Source organism: Priestia sp. GS2 (assembly GCF_036409025.1).
Classification (GTDB): domain Bacteria; phylum Bacillota; class Bacilli; order Bacillales; family Bacillaceae_H; genus Priestia; species Priestia aryabhattai_A.
This window is the reverse complement of the sequence record NZ_JAZGJX010000003.1, coordinates 41,770-56,218: the sequence shown is the minus strand read 5'-3', so window position 1 is coordinate 56,218 and position 14,449 is coordinate 41,770. Positions and strand designations below refer to the sequence as shown.

Sequence of the window (14,449 nt, the reverse complement as noted above, 5' to 3'; positions counted from 1 at the left end):
GGAAGTGTTTATTTTAGTTCTTTCATTCCTTTTATTAAATCTTTATATTTGGGGTCGGTTTTTTCAATTTCTTTTTTAGAATAAGATCCGTTTTCTTCATCAATAACTATATAACTTGTATCTTCACCAAACACATAGCTTTTTTCTTTTTCCTTTTTATAACCTATTACATTATCTAAAATAGTAATGCCACTGTGTTTCTCATATAGGTTGTACGAAGTTGGAGGTCGACCAATTACATACTTATTATTAGAAAAGCCCGCTACATCATCTCTACCTAAACCTGTAGCAACACTACTAATAAACAAAATAGTACCAACTGCGATAACAGTTAAAAATATACCCAGAGTAACTACAAGTGTTATAAGAATTGTATTTTTCATATTTATAATCACCTTTATCCTTGTATTTTATCCATTATTTTCATTATAACACATTTATTTCTAATAAAAATATTCCATATTAATCTATATTATGGTAGAATATCCCTTGGAATATTCCTAAATTACTAGTTTATTATTTTATATTTTAAGGAGATTACTTATGAAAAACAAATTATTAAAGATTCCTGTAGCTACTCTTCTTGTTACATCTTTGTTGTTACCTACTACATCGTTTGCTGCAGAAAGTACAGCAAGTGATGATGAGAATATGATCTCTAACCCTTGGGATGAAAGTACACAAACATTCCCTTCTACCGAAGACTCATTGGTAGAAGAAGCTATTATTAAACCTGAGGAAGTTGTATATGACCAGAGTGCTTTAGAGCTTGCCGATGAAATAAAATCAGATAGCGCTGCCGCAGAGCAAGTTGAAGATATTATTGCTGAAGAAGATGTAACATTTCAAGATGAGGTACCTTTAACTATGCCTCCTTCTAATGTAATGGAAGGACAAGAGGTAATGCTTCAATCAACTTCTCTAAAAGCTAAATCTTGGTATCGAGACCAGTTTAAAAAAATGTCATTGTATATGGGAACAGTAAAACTCCCAACATCAGGAAACTTTTTATATCATTCTTTACAAGACAAGCCGTCAGATAGACAATATTCTAATAGTAGTTCATTAGCTAAAGCGTTTTCTTTAACAAAAGTATATACTTCTATTTCAGTTCCAATGGCAGAAGAAATTAAAAAAGCTAATAAAGCTGGAAGAAAAGCAGTAGGGGCATTTAATCTAAGTAGCTCTACAAATATTGCAAATGCCGGTTTAGATTTTTATTTAACATTTGGTAAGTTTTCTTATGATTGGGCTGCTGAAAAGCAAAGTAATGGTAAATGGAAGGTTTATATTGGTATACATGACAAGTACGACTATTTAACTATTAAACCAATTCCGAAGAATTTCCCAGATAACTATATTAGTTTAGTAAATAATCATGCGGCTAACGCTCAAAAAGCAAAAGCGATTGTTCCTTATTACATTGACGTATTTAGAGAACAAACTTTCACTCCATAACTAAATAGATAAAACAAAGAGCATCCTGCAGCCGGGGTGCTTTTTGTTTTGCCCATTTATATGCAGAGTTGGGGGGTACAATGTGTGAAGTTAAATACAAGAATTGTGAATTTAGACCAAATAAACCCGGCTTCTTATAATCCTCGTATAGACTTGAAGCCTGGAGATAAGGAGTATGAGCAATTAAAAAATTCAATTGCTCATTTCGGTTATATTCAACCTATTGTTTGGAATGAACGTACATCAAACATTGTGGGAGGACACCAGAGGTTTAAGATTCTTAAAGATGAAGAAGGTTCAAAGGATTTTGAAGTTGTTGTTGTACAACTGGATGATGAAGAAGAAAAAACATTAAACCTTGCTTTAAATAAAATTAGTGGTGATTGGGATAGCCATAAACTAACGGATTTGCTAAAAGAGTTAGAATTGACCTCTTTAGGCTTAGAGCTAACTGGTTTTGAAGATTCTGATTTAGATATGCTTTTAGAAGAAATGTCTTCAAATACATTAGAGGAGTTGCAAAAAGAAATTAAAGAAGACGAATTTGATTCAGAACAAGCATATGAAGAAATTGAAGAGCCAAAAACAAAAACTGGAAATATATGGCTATTAGGTGAACATCGCTTATTATGTGGAGATTCTACAAACAAAGATGTAATTCAAAAGCTATTTGGCGGTAAGCAAGCAGATATGGTATTTACTGACCCACCTTACAATGTTAACTATAAAGGTAAGACAGATGATGCGTTAACTATAAAAAATGACAATATGAATAACGAAGCGTTTTATCAATTTCTTTGCGATGCATATTCAGTCATGTTGAGTTTCACGAAACAGGGTGGAGCAATTTATGTTTGTCATGCTGATGGAGAAGGCATTAATTTTAGGACGGCTCTTCAGGATAGCGGGTGGCTTCTTAAACAGTGTATTATTTGGGTGAAAAATCACTTTTCGCTCAGTATGCAAGATTATCACTGGCAACATGAACCTATATTATATGGTTGGAAGCCAGGAGCCGCTCATCATTGGGAAGGAGACCGTAAACAAACAACGGTTTGGGAAGTAGATAAGCCGCTAAGAAACGGTGATCATCCTACAATGAAACCAATTGCTATTCCTGCTAAAGGTATTCAAAATTCGATAAAACCTGGCGAATTGGTATTTGACCCATTCGGAGGAAGCGGTTCTACTCTATTAGCAGCAGAACAAACAGGACGTGTTTGTTACACTTCTGAATTAGACCCGAAGTATTGTGATGTTATTGTTAAGAGATATGAAGAATTTACAGGTAAAGAAGCTAAGTTGCTATAAATAAAAAAGAGTAGGTCCGGTGCTGATACACCATACCTACTCTTTTCCCGTAACGGATAACCTCCGCTAAGAGATAGTGGAAAGACGTGGCCACGTTTTATAGGGAACCACTATCTCGTTTACTATCATACATAGTAGCGGGGGTTGTTACAATGCAAAAGTTCAATGATATTGAGTCACTTAGAAAAAAGAGGGAGTCATTAAAGCAAGAATTTGATGATTCATTAAATAAATATCACAAGATTACTCAAGCTGGATTAGCAGAGTGGTTGAAAAACTTTCAAGAAGGAAAAGTGAAACTGGATAAAGTGGACGACCTTGAGAAGTTAATACAGATTGATATTATGCTACAGAATTACAAGCGAGTAGTCGGAGGTGGCGGTGATGTAAATGGCTCGAATTAGAGACCCTAGAAGGGATGAAGCCAAGCAAATATGGCTTGAAAATAAAGATATAAAGCTAAAGGATTTAGCTGAGCAACTGGGTGTAACTGCAAGCACTATACGTAAATGGAAATCTACAGATAAGTGGGAAAATGATGCGTCAATATCTTTGCAAAAGGAAAATAAGCCAGCTAAAAAGAAAAAAGGAGCACCAAAAGGTAACAAAAATGCTCTAAATAACACAGGTGGTCCTCCTAAAAGTAATAACAATGCCACGACACATGGTTTTTTCAAAAAGATATTTCCTAATGATGCTGAAACCTTTGATATCATCGAAGAGATTGAGAAGAAATCACCGCTTGATATCTTGTGGGAACAAATTGTTTTACAATATACAGCTATAGCTCGTGCTCAAAAAATTATGTTTGTACAAGATAAGCATGATTTAACTAAAGTATTAAAGAAAAGCAAAGAGAGCTTTTCTAAAAGCGGTGGAAGCACAGAGGAGGAATATGAAGTACAATTTGCTTGGGATAAGCATGGTAACTTTTTAACGGCTCAATCAAGAGCAATGACTGTGCTTAGCGGATTAATTAAGACTTTTTTGCAAACAAGTGGTAAAGACGATCATAGGCGTTTGCAATTAGAGAAAATGACGCAAAGCCTAGCTATAGAAGAAGAAAAGCTTGCTATTGCTAAGCAGAAGCTCGAACTTGATAAATTACGTATCATTGGTGAAGAGGAAGAATATGAGGATGATGGATTTATCGCTGCATTAGATGGCAGAACAGAAGAGGTGTGGAAAGATGACGATGGTGACGAAGAGGGTTGATAAAAGCTCATTTCAAACTATATTAATGTCCAGGCCTAAAAAGATAAAGCCCGCTCCATTCACATTTAAACCCTTCTCTAATAAACAAATTAAGGTATTAACTTGGTGGCGTAATAAATCTCCTGTAAGACACAAAGAGGGAATTATATGTGATGGTTCCATTCGTGCTGGAAAAACAGTCTCTATGGCTTTGTCCTATGTTATGTGGGCAATGGAAAGCTTTGACGATATGAACTTCGGTATGGCTGGAAAAACAATTGGTTCCTTGCGTCGTAACGTAATTACGCCTTTAAAAAAGATGCTTAAATCAAGAAGATATAAGGTTCGTGATCATCGTTCGGATAATATGCTAGCCGTTACTAAAAATGGTGTTACAAATTATTTTTACATCTTTGGTGGTAAAGATGAAGCATCTCAGGACCTTATTCAAGGTATTACACTAGCGGGAATGTTCTTTGATGAGGTAGCTCTTATGCCAGAAAGCTTTGTAAACCAAGCAACTGGTCGTTGTTCCGTTGATGGTTCAAAATACTGGTTTAACTGCAACCCCGCTGGTCCGTATCACTGGTTTAAGACGAATTGGATTGATAAAAAGAAAGAAAAAAACCTGTTGCATGTTCATTTTACAATGAACGACAATCTATCATTATCCGAATCAATCAAACAACGTTATTACAACATGTATAGTGGGGTATTCTACAAAAGATATATCTTAGGATTATGGGTACTTGCTGAGGGTGTAGTTTACGATATGTTTGATAAAGATAAGCATACAGTTGAACCTTTGAACCGTGCTTATACTAAATACTATGTATCGTGTGACTACGGGACTCAAAACCCTACCACATTTGGTTTATGGGGCTCATATAACGGAATATGGTATAAGGTTAAAGAATATCATTATGATGGTCGGAAAAGCAGCAAGCAAAAGACTGACCAGGAATACTTAGACGATCTAAAAGAATTTATTGGAGAAATCAGAGGTATTAAAGGTATTATCGTAGACCCTTCTGCTGCTTCTTTTATTGCGTTGTTAAAGAAAAATAACATGAAGGTCATAAAAGCTAAAAACGATGTCTTAGACGGCATTAGGAATGTTGCAAATGCACTGGTAAATAATCTAGTTAAATATAATAACACATGCGTTGAAACGTTCAGAGAGTTTGCTTCTTATGTGTGGGATGAGAAAGCAGCCAATCGTGGAGAGGATATAGTAGTAAAGCAAAATGACCATCATTTAGACGGAGATAGATACTTTATAAATACTGTTATATTCAAAAAACGAGCTGGAATTATCAGTACAAATGGTTGGAGTTAGTATGCAAAGAAGTTGGGAAATAATTTATTTTAAAGCTGTGGAAACGTTGATAAATCAATGATGTATGAAAAAGTGCATAAACCATAAAAAAAGAACCTCTACAAACGTTGTTATTGTAAGGTTCTTTTTCTATTTAACTTCCTATAGGAGTGATTATGTTAACTAACTTTGCATAGAGCATACATAAACTATAATGACTTTATAAGGGAAATAGTAATTGCATAATATAGTCATAAAATAGCCCTATAAATACGATACAGCCTAATGTTAAAAAAGCACTCCAAAGGAATATAAAATACTTTTTCTTTACTATGTAGCAATACAGACTTAAAAAGGTAAAGATAATAAGCAAAAAGCCCAAACTAATGATTAGCCATCCGCCTAAACTATGCTGTGACATAAAGAACTGAGCCTTTATTAAAACACTACTAGCTAAGATCATGACTAGAATGAAAGCAAGTACAAAGAAATTAAAAACCTTTAAACGAATATTGTTTGTAGATAGTTTCTTTTGTAACTGCTTATCTGATTTTATTAGATAATCTAAACTAATGTTATATACTTCACTTAATTGAACAAGGTTTATAATATCTGGGACTGACTTATTGTTTTCCCATTTCGAAATAGCTTGTGCAGTTACATGTAGTTTTTCTGCTAATTGTTGTTGAGAGTAATTATATTCTTTTCGAAGTTCTTTTAATTTATCTCCTAGATTCATTTGCCTCTCCTCCTTCATTCCCAATATAGACGAAATTAGGGAGACAATCACGATAATATTGGTTGTTTTTGATAAACTCCTATATAAACCAGTGGTTGAGTTAGATTTTTAGGCTAGTAGGGGTACCTAGAAATGGTTTTATGTAAACTAAAATCGTATTTGATATACAAAAAAATGAATGAAAGTAGGTGATTAAATGATAAATTGGGAAAATGTAAAATGGAATGAAAGCTTAGTCTCAAAGTTACATGGTGACATTTATACTTATCGCGACATCTATAAAGGTAAACATGCAATTCATTTTGAGAGGGCTCAGCAACTTATACAAAAAGGTGAGATTACAGATAGATATGTAAAAAATACAGCAATGAATGTCAAAGTAAGGACACCTTATATTGTGCTGAATATTTCTAAACTGGTAGCGGAAACACCTGCTATGTTGATTTCTCGTAGTATTGGTAAAATAACTTCTTCTCTAGCTAACGATTCTGAACAAAATGAATTAATTAATGATGATACGGACGAACTGATAGAAGGTGCTGAAGAAGGAAAGTCAGCTGAAGTAAACGATGTTCAGAATGAATTAATAAGACAAATTGAAAAGAATAGCAAACTACAATTAGAACACTTTCCGAATATTGTCCAGCATCAGGTTGATGGTGGTTTAGTTGGTGTACCTAGAGCAGATGCAAAAGGGTTAAGGATTGAATTTAAATCAAGGGATGTATATTACCCTCACGAAGATGATTTAGGAGCAGATTTAGTTTATAACCGCACATTTAACGAGAAGGATTATCTCCACGTATATAGAGAGCGAATTCAAGGTGATGACCTTAAAACCTCTAACATGCTATTTGAGTTAGAAGGTGAAAAGTTAACTCCTGTTAGCGATGAGGAAGCTAGAAACATGCTAGGTATAAAAGAGTTAAGCCAAGAATATAAAGGTCGTTCGCGTTTATTTATTCAATACTGGCCTAATGGTAAGACATTTTTAGATCCGCTAGGTGTATCTTGTTTAGATGGACATCTGGCACATCAAGATGAAATTAACTGGAGACTCACCCGTAATGCCTTAGTATTTGAACGCAATTCTACACCTAGACTAGCTATTACATCAGAAATATTTAGTGCTTTAGAAGATGCAGCTGTTGAGCAGTTTGGTGAAGCGGGTAGAGGTTTTATTGACCATGAAATGCTAGAAGTTGTAACGATGGACGAGAACGGTAAATCAATGGAAGTCATTCAAGTTGATGTTAAAAACATTGGCGGTGTTGAATGGGCGAATGAATTAATTAAAGAAATGCTAATTGCTACACGTACGAGTCAAAAAGCTATCGACTTCTATTCAGAAAACAATAATGCTTCTGCTGTAAGTGGTGTGGCTAAGTTTTATGACTTATTCGTGTCAATTGCCAAAGCAGAGCAATTGCAGTCTGAATACGTGTATTTTTTAAAACAACTCTTTGAAAGCTGCTTATGGTTGGCAAATCATAAAGATGCAGCAGTTTTAATAGAGGAACCTGATATAGGGTTGAATAATATGGTACCGGTTAATCAAGAAGAATTAATTGAGAAATACTTACCGGCTTATGAAGCTGGAGCTATGTCACTTGAAACCTTTGTAAGAAAGACTAATCCAAATGCTTCTGAAGAATGGATCCAAAGTGAAATTGAGCGTATTGAAATGGAAAAGCAGACAATTGATAGTGTAAGTATCTTATCTGGTCCACAAACGGCTGGTAATCTTAATGATAATCGTGATTTAGATGGCAATATCATTGAGGAGGAAGAAGGATGATGTCTTTAACAGGCATTGAAGTAGCACTTAATCAAATAGAGCACTATTCGAAAATACAACAGAGCAATAAAAGTAAACTTGAACAAGAAGCGGTTGATAACAGAAAGGCAGCTGTTTTAAGGACATTTCAAGAGGTAATGGGATTAAAAAATTCGAGTGTTAACTCATGAATTATAACCAACTTATTGATTACTTTGCCCAAGTTATACAAGAGATTTTCAATCGTGTTGGTAATGCTAAAGACTTAACAAACGATAAGAATGCCCAGGAGCTTATTAAAGCTATTTTAAGTGCTTTAGATAGTTTAGGTCTAAAAACATCAGAAGTGATGCCTAAAGAGCTAGAAAAAGCATATTTACAAGCGGTAAGCGATTCCACAAAAGATTTAGTTGCTCAAAATGTTAAGGTGGATGCTTTAACTCCCGCTGAAGTAGTTAGAAAAAAGCTTCATGTTGCTGCGTTGAAAATATTAGTGCGTGATACACTTGAAGATTTACGTACAGCTATTAGAACCGCTAGAAATAGTGCAGTAACAACAATTAAAAGAGTATTAAGTAAAACTAAGAAAGAAATCACGAAAGGTTTAATAAAAGGTAATTCGCGTAAATTTGTAAGTAAAAAGGTAGCAAAGGCTTTTCAAGAAGAAGGGTTGGTTTGCTTTGTTACTTCTGATAATAAACGAATTCGATTAGATAAATATGCGAAGATAGTTACAAGTGTAAAGATGCGAGATGCTTCGACACAAGGTGCTGTGAACCGATACAAGGAAAGTGGTGTAGACCTGGTGAGGATTAGCTCACAAAAGCCTACATGCCATGTCTGTAGTCGTTATTCGGGTATGGTCATCTCCTTAACTGGTAAGCATAAAGGCTTTAAATCTATTAATGATGTGGGTGTAAGATTGCCACCATATCATCCTCATTGCCGCTGTACTTGTTCCTCATATGTCATTGAATATAAGACTGATGCAGAGATTAAAGAAGAACAAGAAAAATGGAATTCTTTTAGTCTGTCAGTTGATAACCGCTCCCCAGCTGAAAAAAGGGCATATGATAAAGAGCAAGAGATTCGTAGAAAGGCGCATGAAGAACTTAAACTATATGAGAAGTATTCGGCAGTTTTAGGTGATAGCATGTATAAAACTATTGGTGCCTTTCGTAGAGCTAAGCGGTCAAATGCTAAGTCTTGGCAGGAGATGCAAGTTAAGTATCGACAAATGAATAAAGAGCTAAAAACATTGGAGTAGCGGTCGCTAGTCCTTTTTATTTTGTACAAAAGCTGTCCAATCCGTGTGATGACAAAAAAAGCTTCATGAGTACACGGGTCCTGCACCTTACGCAGTGGGAGGGTTCAAAATGTTTGCAAAGCCATTATTTAAACCAACGTTTCAACCATTATTACGTTTACCTATTCAGTTCTTTTCTGATTCAAGCAGTGATCCTGATGATGGTGACACTGACCCAGATGACGAACCGAGTTTAGCAGAACTGATAAAGAATGACCCAAAGCTAAAGCAACAGTATCAAGAATTACTGAAAACTCAATTAGGTAAGCGTATGAAGAAGTTTGAAGGTGTAGACGTTGAAGAGTATCGCCAGCTCAAGGAAAAGGCTGAAAAAAATAAGAATACAAGTGAAGGTTCTGAAGGAGACAATCAGGATGATTTAAAATCAGAACTGAAAGCTAAAGAGGAAAAACTTCTACGTGCTGAACTTAGAGAGAAGCGTGCTGTAGTAAAAGAGTTTGCTGTAGATCAGGGAGTTAATCCTAAATTATTGACACGTTTAATTGACCTGGATGCTATTGAGTTAGATGAAAATGGCGAAGCGGATAACCTTGATGAGCTATTTGAGGAGCTACAAGAAGAGTTTCCAGAGTATTTCAAGGTTACTGATGAGGAAGAAGAGAAAGAGAGAGCAAATCAACGTAACTATTATTCTCCTGGATCTCACCAAAAGGTTAATAAAAAGCCGAAAGATAAAGATAAGCGAAAAATCGGGTCAAGTGCTTACAGACGTTTAAAAGGGATTAAAGACGAATAAAAGGAGGAAATAAATATGCCTTATTCATTAAAGGATGAACGCACACCGTTTCGTGGTGGTAAAAACATTTTAGCTTCTATCCATATGCAGTACACGGAAGAAGGAGCAACACTAGATGCTTCTAAAATCGGAGCTAAATATTTACCAGTGGGTACACCAATTGCTCGTAATTTAACAACTGGTAAATATGAAGTGTTTTCAACCGCTACGGGTTTTGATGATTTTGCGTTGCTAAACGTTGATGTGGATTGTGATGGGAAGCATGATGTATTTGTTGGTGAAGTGTTAATTCGTGCATCAGTATACGATGGGAAGTTACCTGCTACTGTTACACAAGAGTTTAAAGATTTAACCAAGCCATTAATTCGATACGTGAAAAATATTTAAGGCGCTCATATATAAGAGTGTCTTTTTTAATCTGTTAACTATGAGGAGGAAGAAAAACTATGGCAGGAATTACACATTTAGAAGAATTCTCTGATGAATCACTACAAGGTATTGTTGATGAATCTGTAAAAAATGCAGTTCCAACATTAGCGGATCAGTTTTTACCAACAGTTGAGACATTTGACCGTAAATTCATGTACTACATTGTCAAGAATAGTCCATTCATTGCTGGTTATATTGGTGGAGGTGCAGAACCTCAGATTGTTGATCGTAACGAAATGGCTGACCGTCATGTAGAGCTTACTCAATTTGGTCTTCGTCATGTACTAACGTATGAGGAACTGCAAGCAATTAACCACTCTCGTTTTAAAGAAGAAGCAAAGTCAGCTATTGATAGAACGTTGATTGATACTATTAATCTTGTTGAAGGTACACAACGTCTTATCCAATTAGCTAAATTAGATGCACTAATGAAAGGTCAACACGAAGTAAAGGGTAAAGGAATCCGATTTACTTATGACTTTGGGATTCCAGACGAAAATAAAGTGGCACTAACAACTGGTAATGATTTTGATACAGAGGATTTTGATATCATTGGGTTCTTAATGGACCAAGTCCAAGCATACGAGGATGAAAACGGTCAAACACCTACTATGCTTGTATCAAGAGAGCTTAATGCTAAGATGTTACGCAATTCACAGCTCATTACAGAAGTTGGTCGCCCAGCTGGTTCTACTCGTATTTCTCAAGAAGAGTTAAACACAGTGTTAGATAGTTTTGGTTTACCTGTACCAACAATTATTAAACAACGTCATATTGCATACAAAGATAATTCAACAGGTCAAGCGGTTCAACGTGAATTTATGCCAGTTAATCGCATTGTTATGCTAGGTGAAGGCATTGGTGAATATAAATTGGGCCCAACATTAGAAAATAACTTCCAGCCAGGAATCAAGGTAGAAGCGAAGGACAAAGATGAACCAATTCGTTCTATTATCACAACATATGGTGCTGGGTTCCCAGTTGTAGAAAACCCTTTTTTAATTCGTCATATTGACGCTTATACACCAGTATAACCTTTGGAGGTATTAATACATGGCAAAAGTCAAAGTAGAAATCTTAAGTGCAACAGTTGATGGTAAAAGTAAAGGTGAGGTTATCTCTGTTGAGGAAAAATCCGCTGCATACTTAGAATCAATTGGCTATGTTAAACGTATAGCGGTTAAGAAAACAGAGGGCAAGGCGTAATGCTTTGTCCTTTTCTTATAGGAGGTTAGATTATGCCTAAATATCAAGCGAATGAATATTTAGCACATGAGGGGAAAGTCGTACAGACTGGCGAGCATCTAGATTTAACAGATGAACAGGCAGAACGTTTAGGGAACAAGGTGACTAAAGTCGAAAGTTTCAAACGTAAAAAAGAAGAGAATCTATCATGAACTATGATTTTGAAGCGGTTGATTCATACCTCCAATCCATTGAGTACACCGCTATTTATCAAAGTAAAGAAGAGAATGAACGTCAAAAGCTTGTTTTTACGGCATACGACCGCTTATCTACTTACTTTGATGAAAAATACTTAACACCTAAAATTATAGGTTTACAAACCATCTATATGATGGAGGGTGAAGAAGAAGAATTTGCAAAGTTTAAACGACATGGCGTTAGCTCAATGGGATTGAAGGGTATGTCCTTCTCCTTTGATATTACACAACATGTTTCACCTGATGTATTAGCTATTATTCAAAGAGCAATGTCGACGAAAAAAAGAAGCGGGGCTCGTGTTGGGAGGCTAGGTTGATGCCAAAACCACCCATGAAACAAGATGTCATTGTATTTGAACCAAAGGAGCCTAATAAGTTTGGGCAACCTACAGGTTATGTAGAAACGATGTCAAAAGCTCGTGTCGCCTATACAACTAAAGTGATTGAAGGTACTGACGGAAACCGTTATGAAGCATCTTTACAAGTTGAATTACCACCTACAACTAAAATTGGTTATGGATTCCTTATACAATGGACAGACGATTTTGGTGAAGTAGTTAAGGATCGTGTTGTGTCAATGGAAGAAGCATTGAATTTTGGTGGAGACAAAGTATATTGGAGAACAGTCTACATTGGTAAAGAAAGACGAAATTAATATTCAATGGGGCGATACGCTAAAGGAATTTGAGCAATTCTTTGAAGGTATGGAAGAAAGATTTGAACGTATAGCGATAGAGGAATACAGCAAATTTGGGTTATTAGTAGAGGAAGGTGCAAAAGCGTTAGTTCATCATGATGAGGGCAGCTTAGAAGATTCTATTTCTTTTGATAGAGCAAAGCGGGTAGGTGACCGGATTATTTTAGAAGGTGGCTCAAGTTCTCAATACGCATGGAGGAGACATGAAGAGCCATATCGCAAAGGCTCACATACTAAGTATGACGATGGCTCTGCTTTTCCTCACTATTACGTAAGCGGTCGCGGGCAACGAACGCGAACCAAGCGTAATTGGCGTGGGTTTACTCCTGGTCGTAAGTATATGATTAATGCTATTAATGCTGTAACACCTGATTATAACCTAATGCTTGACCGTATTCTAAAGCGGGTGATGGAAGAGTGATTCAAGAATACCTAATGGATAAAGGAAAAGAAGTAGCTCCTCATCTTACATGGACTGTAGACTTTTATAGTAATCCAATTGATACAGGAACTGTGTTTTATGAAGGTGGCACTCCTGGAAACAAAAATAGCGAGGTGCATATCCGCTATCCTCAATACATGTTCTATATACGAACAAAGAATTGGAGTGAAGCGGAGGTTGTTTCACACCGCTTATATAAAATATTACACCTCTCATCAGTAGATCGTGTGTATGTTCCTGAACTCGATATATCATATCGGGTTTTTCTTATGGAAGCAAATGAACCTATAAGGTTAGGCGTTATTGATGATGTCATGGTGTATTCGTTAAACTTGCAAGTCAATTTAAAGGAGGAATAATCGTGGCGGAAAAAGTTGAAGTACCTTTCGGATTAGCAGATATTACAATTGGTGAGGGGGCTGAAGCCATTACATTTGATGGTGCAGCTAACTTCCAAGCAGACGGTGGAGAAGTAACATTGACACCAATTCTACAAGAAGTTAAAATCGCAGACTTCGGTGAATCAGTATATGACGAAGTTGTAACAGGTTATACAGGTAGAGTTTTGATTGTAGCTGCTGAAGATAAAATTCAAATGATGAAATTAGCCCTCAGTTCCTCAGAAGATATTACAAGTACCACAAATAGTGAGGTAGTTGGGTTAATGGATGCTAAAATCGGTACATCACTACGTAAGAAAGCTAAAAAAGTTAGGATTCATCCTCGTTCATTACCAGCGACTGATAAGTCAAAAGATATTGTTATTTATAAAATGGCTTCTAACGGTGAATTTAACCGTAGCTTTGCAAATGAACAAGGTAATGTTCAAATTGAATTAAATATGTATCCTCGTGATGGCATGGATGCTTCAAAACCAGGAAATTTTTTCTATCGTGGTCCAGTTGATCCTAATTCAGTAGTAACACCTTAATAAAATAAAAGATAGCGGGAGGGCTCTTAGTTGAGTCCTCTTTATTTTTGAGGAGGAAATCTTGATGCCGAAACAAGTGACATTACAAATTGAAAGTATTGAAAATGACGATTTAGTTGTAACAAGTAAAACATTCGTTATAAGAAAAGCAAAATTTGTTCAGTTAACACAATTAATGTCTGTCATTACAGATGTAGTCAAAGAAGTGAAAGGTGATGCTGACTTAAAAGGGTTGTTTAATTCGTTCAGTCGTCCAGTGAATGAATCAGATAAAGCCGCTGTAGAAAAGGCAGAAATGGCTATTCTAGACAAGGCAACCGCTGCTCTTCCTACGTTAGCTGTCAAATTACCGAATCAAGTACTAGAGATACTAAGTACATTAAGCCGTATTGATAAAAAAATCTTAGAAGAGCAAGAACTAGCAGATATTTTTCAGGTCTATAATGCGGTTCTAGAAGAGAACAACGTTGAGGAGATTATCGAAACAGCAAAAAAGTCTTTGGAACTAACAAAAAGCAAGTTCAACTTCAAGGGACTAGTAGAAAGAGTGACTCAAAAACAGTAAATCTACAAACATCTTTCCAAGAAATGATTTGCGCCATTATTTATAAACTGTCTCCTATACTTGGAAGCCGAGCTCAGGTGATG

21 protein-coding genes are annotated in these 14,449 nt (G+C 35.9%); 19 read left to right on the top strand and 2 right to left on the bottom strand.

Annotation, left to right across the window (positions count from 1 at the left end):
- Window positions 1–8: 8 nt before the first annotated feature.
- Entirely contained in the window at window positions 9–383 is a 375-nt protein-coding gene (locus V2145_RS20915; protein WP_330988243.1) for a hypothetical protein, read from the bottom strand.
- 160 nt (window positions 384–543) lie between these two features.
- Here V2145_RS20915 and V2145_RS20910 point away from each other — a divergent pair, with 160 nt between their 5' ends.
- From V2145_RS20910 to V2145_RS20890, 5 genes are all read left to right on the top strand, one after another.
- Window positions 544–1,458 (top strand): hypothetical protein, encoded by a 915-nt coding sequence (locus V2145_RS20910; protein WP_330988242.1) that lies wholly within the window; start codon window positions 544–546, stop codon window positions 1,456–1,458.
- An 84-nt stretch (window positions 1,459–1,542) separates the two neighbouring features.
- Complete coding sequence (locus tag V2145_RS20905) at window positions 1,543–2,769, top strand: site-specific DNA-methyltransferase (RefSeq protein WP_330988241.1); 1,227 nt, start codon at window positions 1,543–1,545, stop codon at window positions 2,767–2,769.
- A 152-nt stretch (window positions 2,770–2,921) separates the two neighbouring features.
- The gene (locus V2145_RS20900) at window positions 2,922–3,173 is read left to right on the top strand and encodes a hypothetical protein (RefSeq protein ID WP_330988240.1); all 252 of its coding nucleotides are present in this window, start codon (window positions 2,922–2,924) and stop codon (window positions 3,171–3,173) included.
- The gene (gene terS, locus V2145_RS20895; RefSeq protein WP_330988239.1) at window positions 3,160–3,984 is read left to right on the top strand and encodes a phage terminase small subunit; all 825 of its coding nucleotides are present in this window, start codon (window positions 3,160–3,162) and stop codon (window positions 3,982–3,984) included. Before V2145_RS20900 ends, terS begins: the two co-directional genes overlap by 14 nt.
- Entirely contained in the window at window positions 3,965–5,302 is a 1,338-nt protein-coding gene (locus tag V2145_RS20890) for a PBSX family phage terminase large subunit (protein ID WP_330988245.1), read from the top strand. Before terS ends, V2145_RS20890 begins: the two co-directional genes overlap by 20 nt.
- A gap of 199 nt (window positions 5,303–5,501) precedes the next feature.
- Here V2145_RS20890 and V2145_RS20885 read toward each other — a convergent pair whose 3' ends face one another.
- Window positions 5,502–6,020 (bottom strand): helix-turn-helix domain-containing protein, encoded by a 519-nt coding sequence (locus tag V2145_RS20885; RefSeq protein WP_330988238.1) that lies wholly within the window; start codon window positions 6,018–6,020, stop codon window positions 5,502–5,504.
- A 196-nt stretch (window positions 6,021–6,216) separates the two neighbouring features.
- Between V2145_RS20885 and V2145_RS20880 the strand changes: the two genes are divergently transcribed.
- The 14 genes from V2145_RS20880 (at window position 6,217) to V2145_RS20815 (ending at window position 14,366) form a co-directional block, all read left to right on the top strand.
- Window positions 6,217–7,818 carry a hypothetical protein gene (locus V2145_RS20880; RefSeq protein ID WP_273122770.1) on the top strand — a complete coding sequence of 534 codons (1,602 nt, stop codon included), beginning with the start codon at window positions 6,217–6,219 and terminating at the stop codon, window positions 7,816–7,818.
- Window positions 7,815–7,988: a hypothetical protein gene (locus tag V2145_RS20875; protein ID WP_330988237.1), complete on the top strand. Its 174-nt coding sequence runs from the start codon at window positions 7,815–7,817 to the stop codon at window positions 7,986–7,988. The genes V2145_RS20880 and V2145_RS20875 overlap by 4 nt, the downstream gene beginning before the upstream one ends.
- Window positions 7,985–9,064: a phage minor capsid protein gene (locus tag V2145_RS20870; RefSeq protein WP_330988236.1), complete on the top strand. Its 1,080-nt coding sequence runs from the start codon at window positions 7,985–7,987 to the stop codon at window positions 9,062–9,064. The genes V2145_RS20875 and V2145_RS20870 overlap by 4 nt, the downstream gene beginning before the upstream one ends.
- A gap of 109 nt (window positions 9,065–9,173) precedes the next feature.
- The gene (locus V2145_RS20865) at window positions 9,174–9,860 is read left to right on the top strand and encodes a phage scaffolding protein (RefSeq protein ID WP_273122776.1); all 687 of its coding nucleotides are present in this window, start codon (window positions 9,174–9,176) and stop codon (window positions 9,858–9,860) included.
- Window positions 9,861–9,875: 15 nt separating this feature from the next.
- Window positions 9,876–10,247 (top strand): hypothetical protein, encoded by a 372-nt coding sequence (locus tag V2145_RS20860; protein ID WP_273122778.1) that lies wholly within the window; start codon window positions 9,876–9,878, stop codon window positions 10,245–10,247.
- Between the two features lie 59 nt (window positions 10,248–10,306).
- Window positions 10,307–11,323, top strand: coding sequence for a major capsid protein (locus tag V2145_RS20855; protein WP_330988235.1), 1,017 nt, complete (start codon window positions 10,307–10,309; stop codon window positions 11,321–11,323).
- 19 nt (window positions 11,324–11,342) lie between these two features.
- Window positions 11,343–11,495: a hypothetical protein gene (locus tag V2145_RS20850; protein WP_273122782.1), complete on the top strand. Its 153-nt coding sequence runs from the start codon at window positions 11,343–11,345 to the stop codon at window positions 11,493–11,495.
- Between the two features lie 32 nt (window positions 11,496–11,527).
- A complete protein-coding gene (locus V2145_RS20845) occupies window positions 11,528–11,686 on the top strand; it encodes a hypothetical protein (RefSeq protein ID WP_330988234.1) in 159 nt (52 codons plus the stop codon).
- Entirely contained in the window at window positions 11,683–12,048 is a 366-nt protein-coding gene (locus tag V2145_RS20840; protein ID WP_330988233.1) for a hypothetical protein, read from the top strand. Before V2145_RS20845 ends, V2145_RS20840 begins: the two co-directional genes overlap by 4 nt.
- Window positions 12,048–12,386 (top strand): hypothetical protein, encoded by a 339-nt coding sequence (locus V2145_RS20835; protein WP_330988232.1) that lies wholly within the window; start codon window positions 12,048–12,050, stop codon window positions 12,384–12,386. The genes V2145_RS20840 and V2145_RS20835 overlap by 1 nt, the downstream gene beginning before the upstream one ends.
- On the top strand, window positions 12,364–12,849 hold the full coding sequence (locus tag V2145_RS20830) for an HK97 gp10 family phage protein (RefSeq protein ID WP_330988231.1): 486 nt from the start codon (window positions 12,364–12,366) through the stop codon (window positions 12,847–12,849). The genes V2145_RS20835 and V2145_RS20830 overlap by 23 nt, the downstream gene beginning before the upstream one ends.
- Complete coding sequence (locus tag V2145_RS20825; protein ID WP_330988230.1) at window positions 12,846–13,229, top strand: hypothetical protein; 384 nt, start codon at window positions 12,846–12,848, stop codon at window positions 13,227–13,229. The genes V2145_RS20830 and V2145_RS20825 overlap by 4 nt, the downstream gene beginning before the upstream one ends.
- 2 nt (window positions 13,230–13,231) lie before the next feature.
- The gene (locus tag V2145_RS20820; RefSeq protein ID WP_330988229.1) at window positions 13,232–13,801 is read left to right on the top strand and encodes a hypothetical protein; all 570 of its coding nucleotides are present in this window, start codon (window positions 13,232–13,234) and stop codon (window positions 13,799–13,801) included.
- A 64-nt stretch (window positions 13,802–13,865) separates the two neighbouring features.
- Window positions 13,866–14,366 (top strand): hypothetical protein, encoded by a 501-nt coding sequence (locus V2145_RS20815; RefSeq protein ID WP_330988228.1) that lies wholly within the window; start codon window positions 13,866–13,868, stop codon window positions 14,364–14,366.
- Window positions 14,367–14,449: the final 83 nt, after the last annotated feature.

Bases quoted from the DNA above. Each gene is read 5' to 3' on its own strand.
- V2145_RS20915 (WP_330988243.1), bottom strand. From the start codon at position 383: ATGAAAAATACAATTCTTATAACACTTGTAGTTACTCTGGGTATATTT.
- V2145_RS20910 (WP_330988242.1), top strand. From the start codon at position 544: ATGAAAAACAAATTATTAAAGATTCCTGTAGCTACTCTTCTTGTTACA.
- V2145_RS20900 (WP_330988240.1), top strand. From the start codon at position 2,922: ATGCAAAAGTTCAATGATATTGAGTCACTTAGAAAAAAGAGGGAGTCA.
- terS (WP_330988239.1), top strand. From the start codon at position 3,160: ATGGCTCGAATTAGAGACCCTAGAAGGGATGAAGCCAAGCAAATATGG.
- V2145_RS20890 (WP_330988245.1), top strand. From the start codon at position 3,965: ATGGTGACGAAGAGGGTTGATAAAAGCTCATTTCAAACTATATTAATG.
- V2145_RS20885 (WP_330988238.1), bottom strand. From the start codon at position 6,020: ATGAATCTAGGAGATAAATTAAAAGAACTTCGAAAAGAATATAATTAC.
- V2145_RS20880 (WP_273122770.1), top strand. From the start codon at position 6,217: ATGATAAATTGGGAAAATGTAAAATGGAATGAAAGCTTAGTCTCAAAG.
- V2145_RS20875 (WP_330988237.1), top strand. From the start codon at position 7,815: ATGATGTCTTTAACAGGCATTGAAGTAGCACTTAATCAAATAGAGCAC.
- V2145_RS20870 (WP_330988236.1), top strand. From the start codon at position 7,985: ATGAATTATAACCAACTTATTGATTACTTTGCCCAAGTTATACAAGAG.
- V2145_RS20865 (WP_273122776.1), top strand. From the start codon at position 9,174: ATGTTTGCAAAGCCATTATTTAAACCAACGTTTCAACCATTATTACGT.
- V2145_RS20860 (WP_273122778.1), top strand. From the start codon at position 9,876: ATGCCTTATTCATTAAAGGATGAACGCACACCGTTTCGTGGTGGTAAA.
- V2145_RS20855 (WP_330988235.1), top strand. From the start codon at position 10,307: ATGGCAGGAATTACACATTTAGAAGAATTCTCTGATGAATCACTACAA.
- V2145_RS20850 (WP_273122782.1), top strand. From the start codon at position 11,343: ATGGCAAAAGTCAAAGTAGAAATCTTAAGTGCAACAGTTGATGGTAAA.
- V2145_RS20845 (WP_330988234.1), top strand. From the start codon at position 11,528: ATGCCTAAATATCAAGCGAATGAATATTTAGCACATGAGGGGAAAGTC.
- V2145_RS20840 (WP_330988233.1), top strand. From the start codon at position 11,683: ATGAACTATGATTTTGAAGCGGTTGATTCATACCTCCAATCCATTGAG.
- V2145_RS20835 (WP_330988232.1), top strand. From the start codon at position 12,048: ATGCCAAAACCACCCATGAAACAAGATGTCATTGTATTTGAACCAAAG.
- V2145_RS20815 (WP_330988228.1), top strand. From the start codon at position 13,866: ATGCCGAAACAAGTGACATTACAAATTGAAAGTATTGAAAATGACGAT.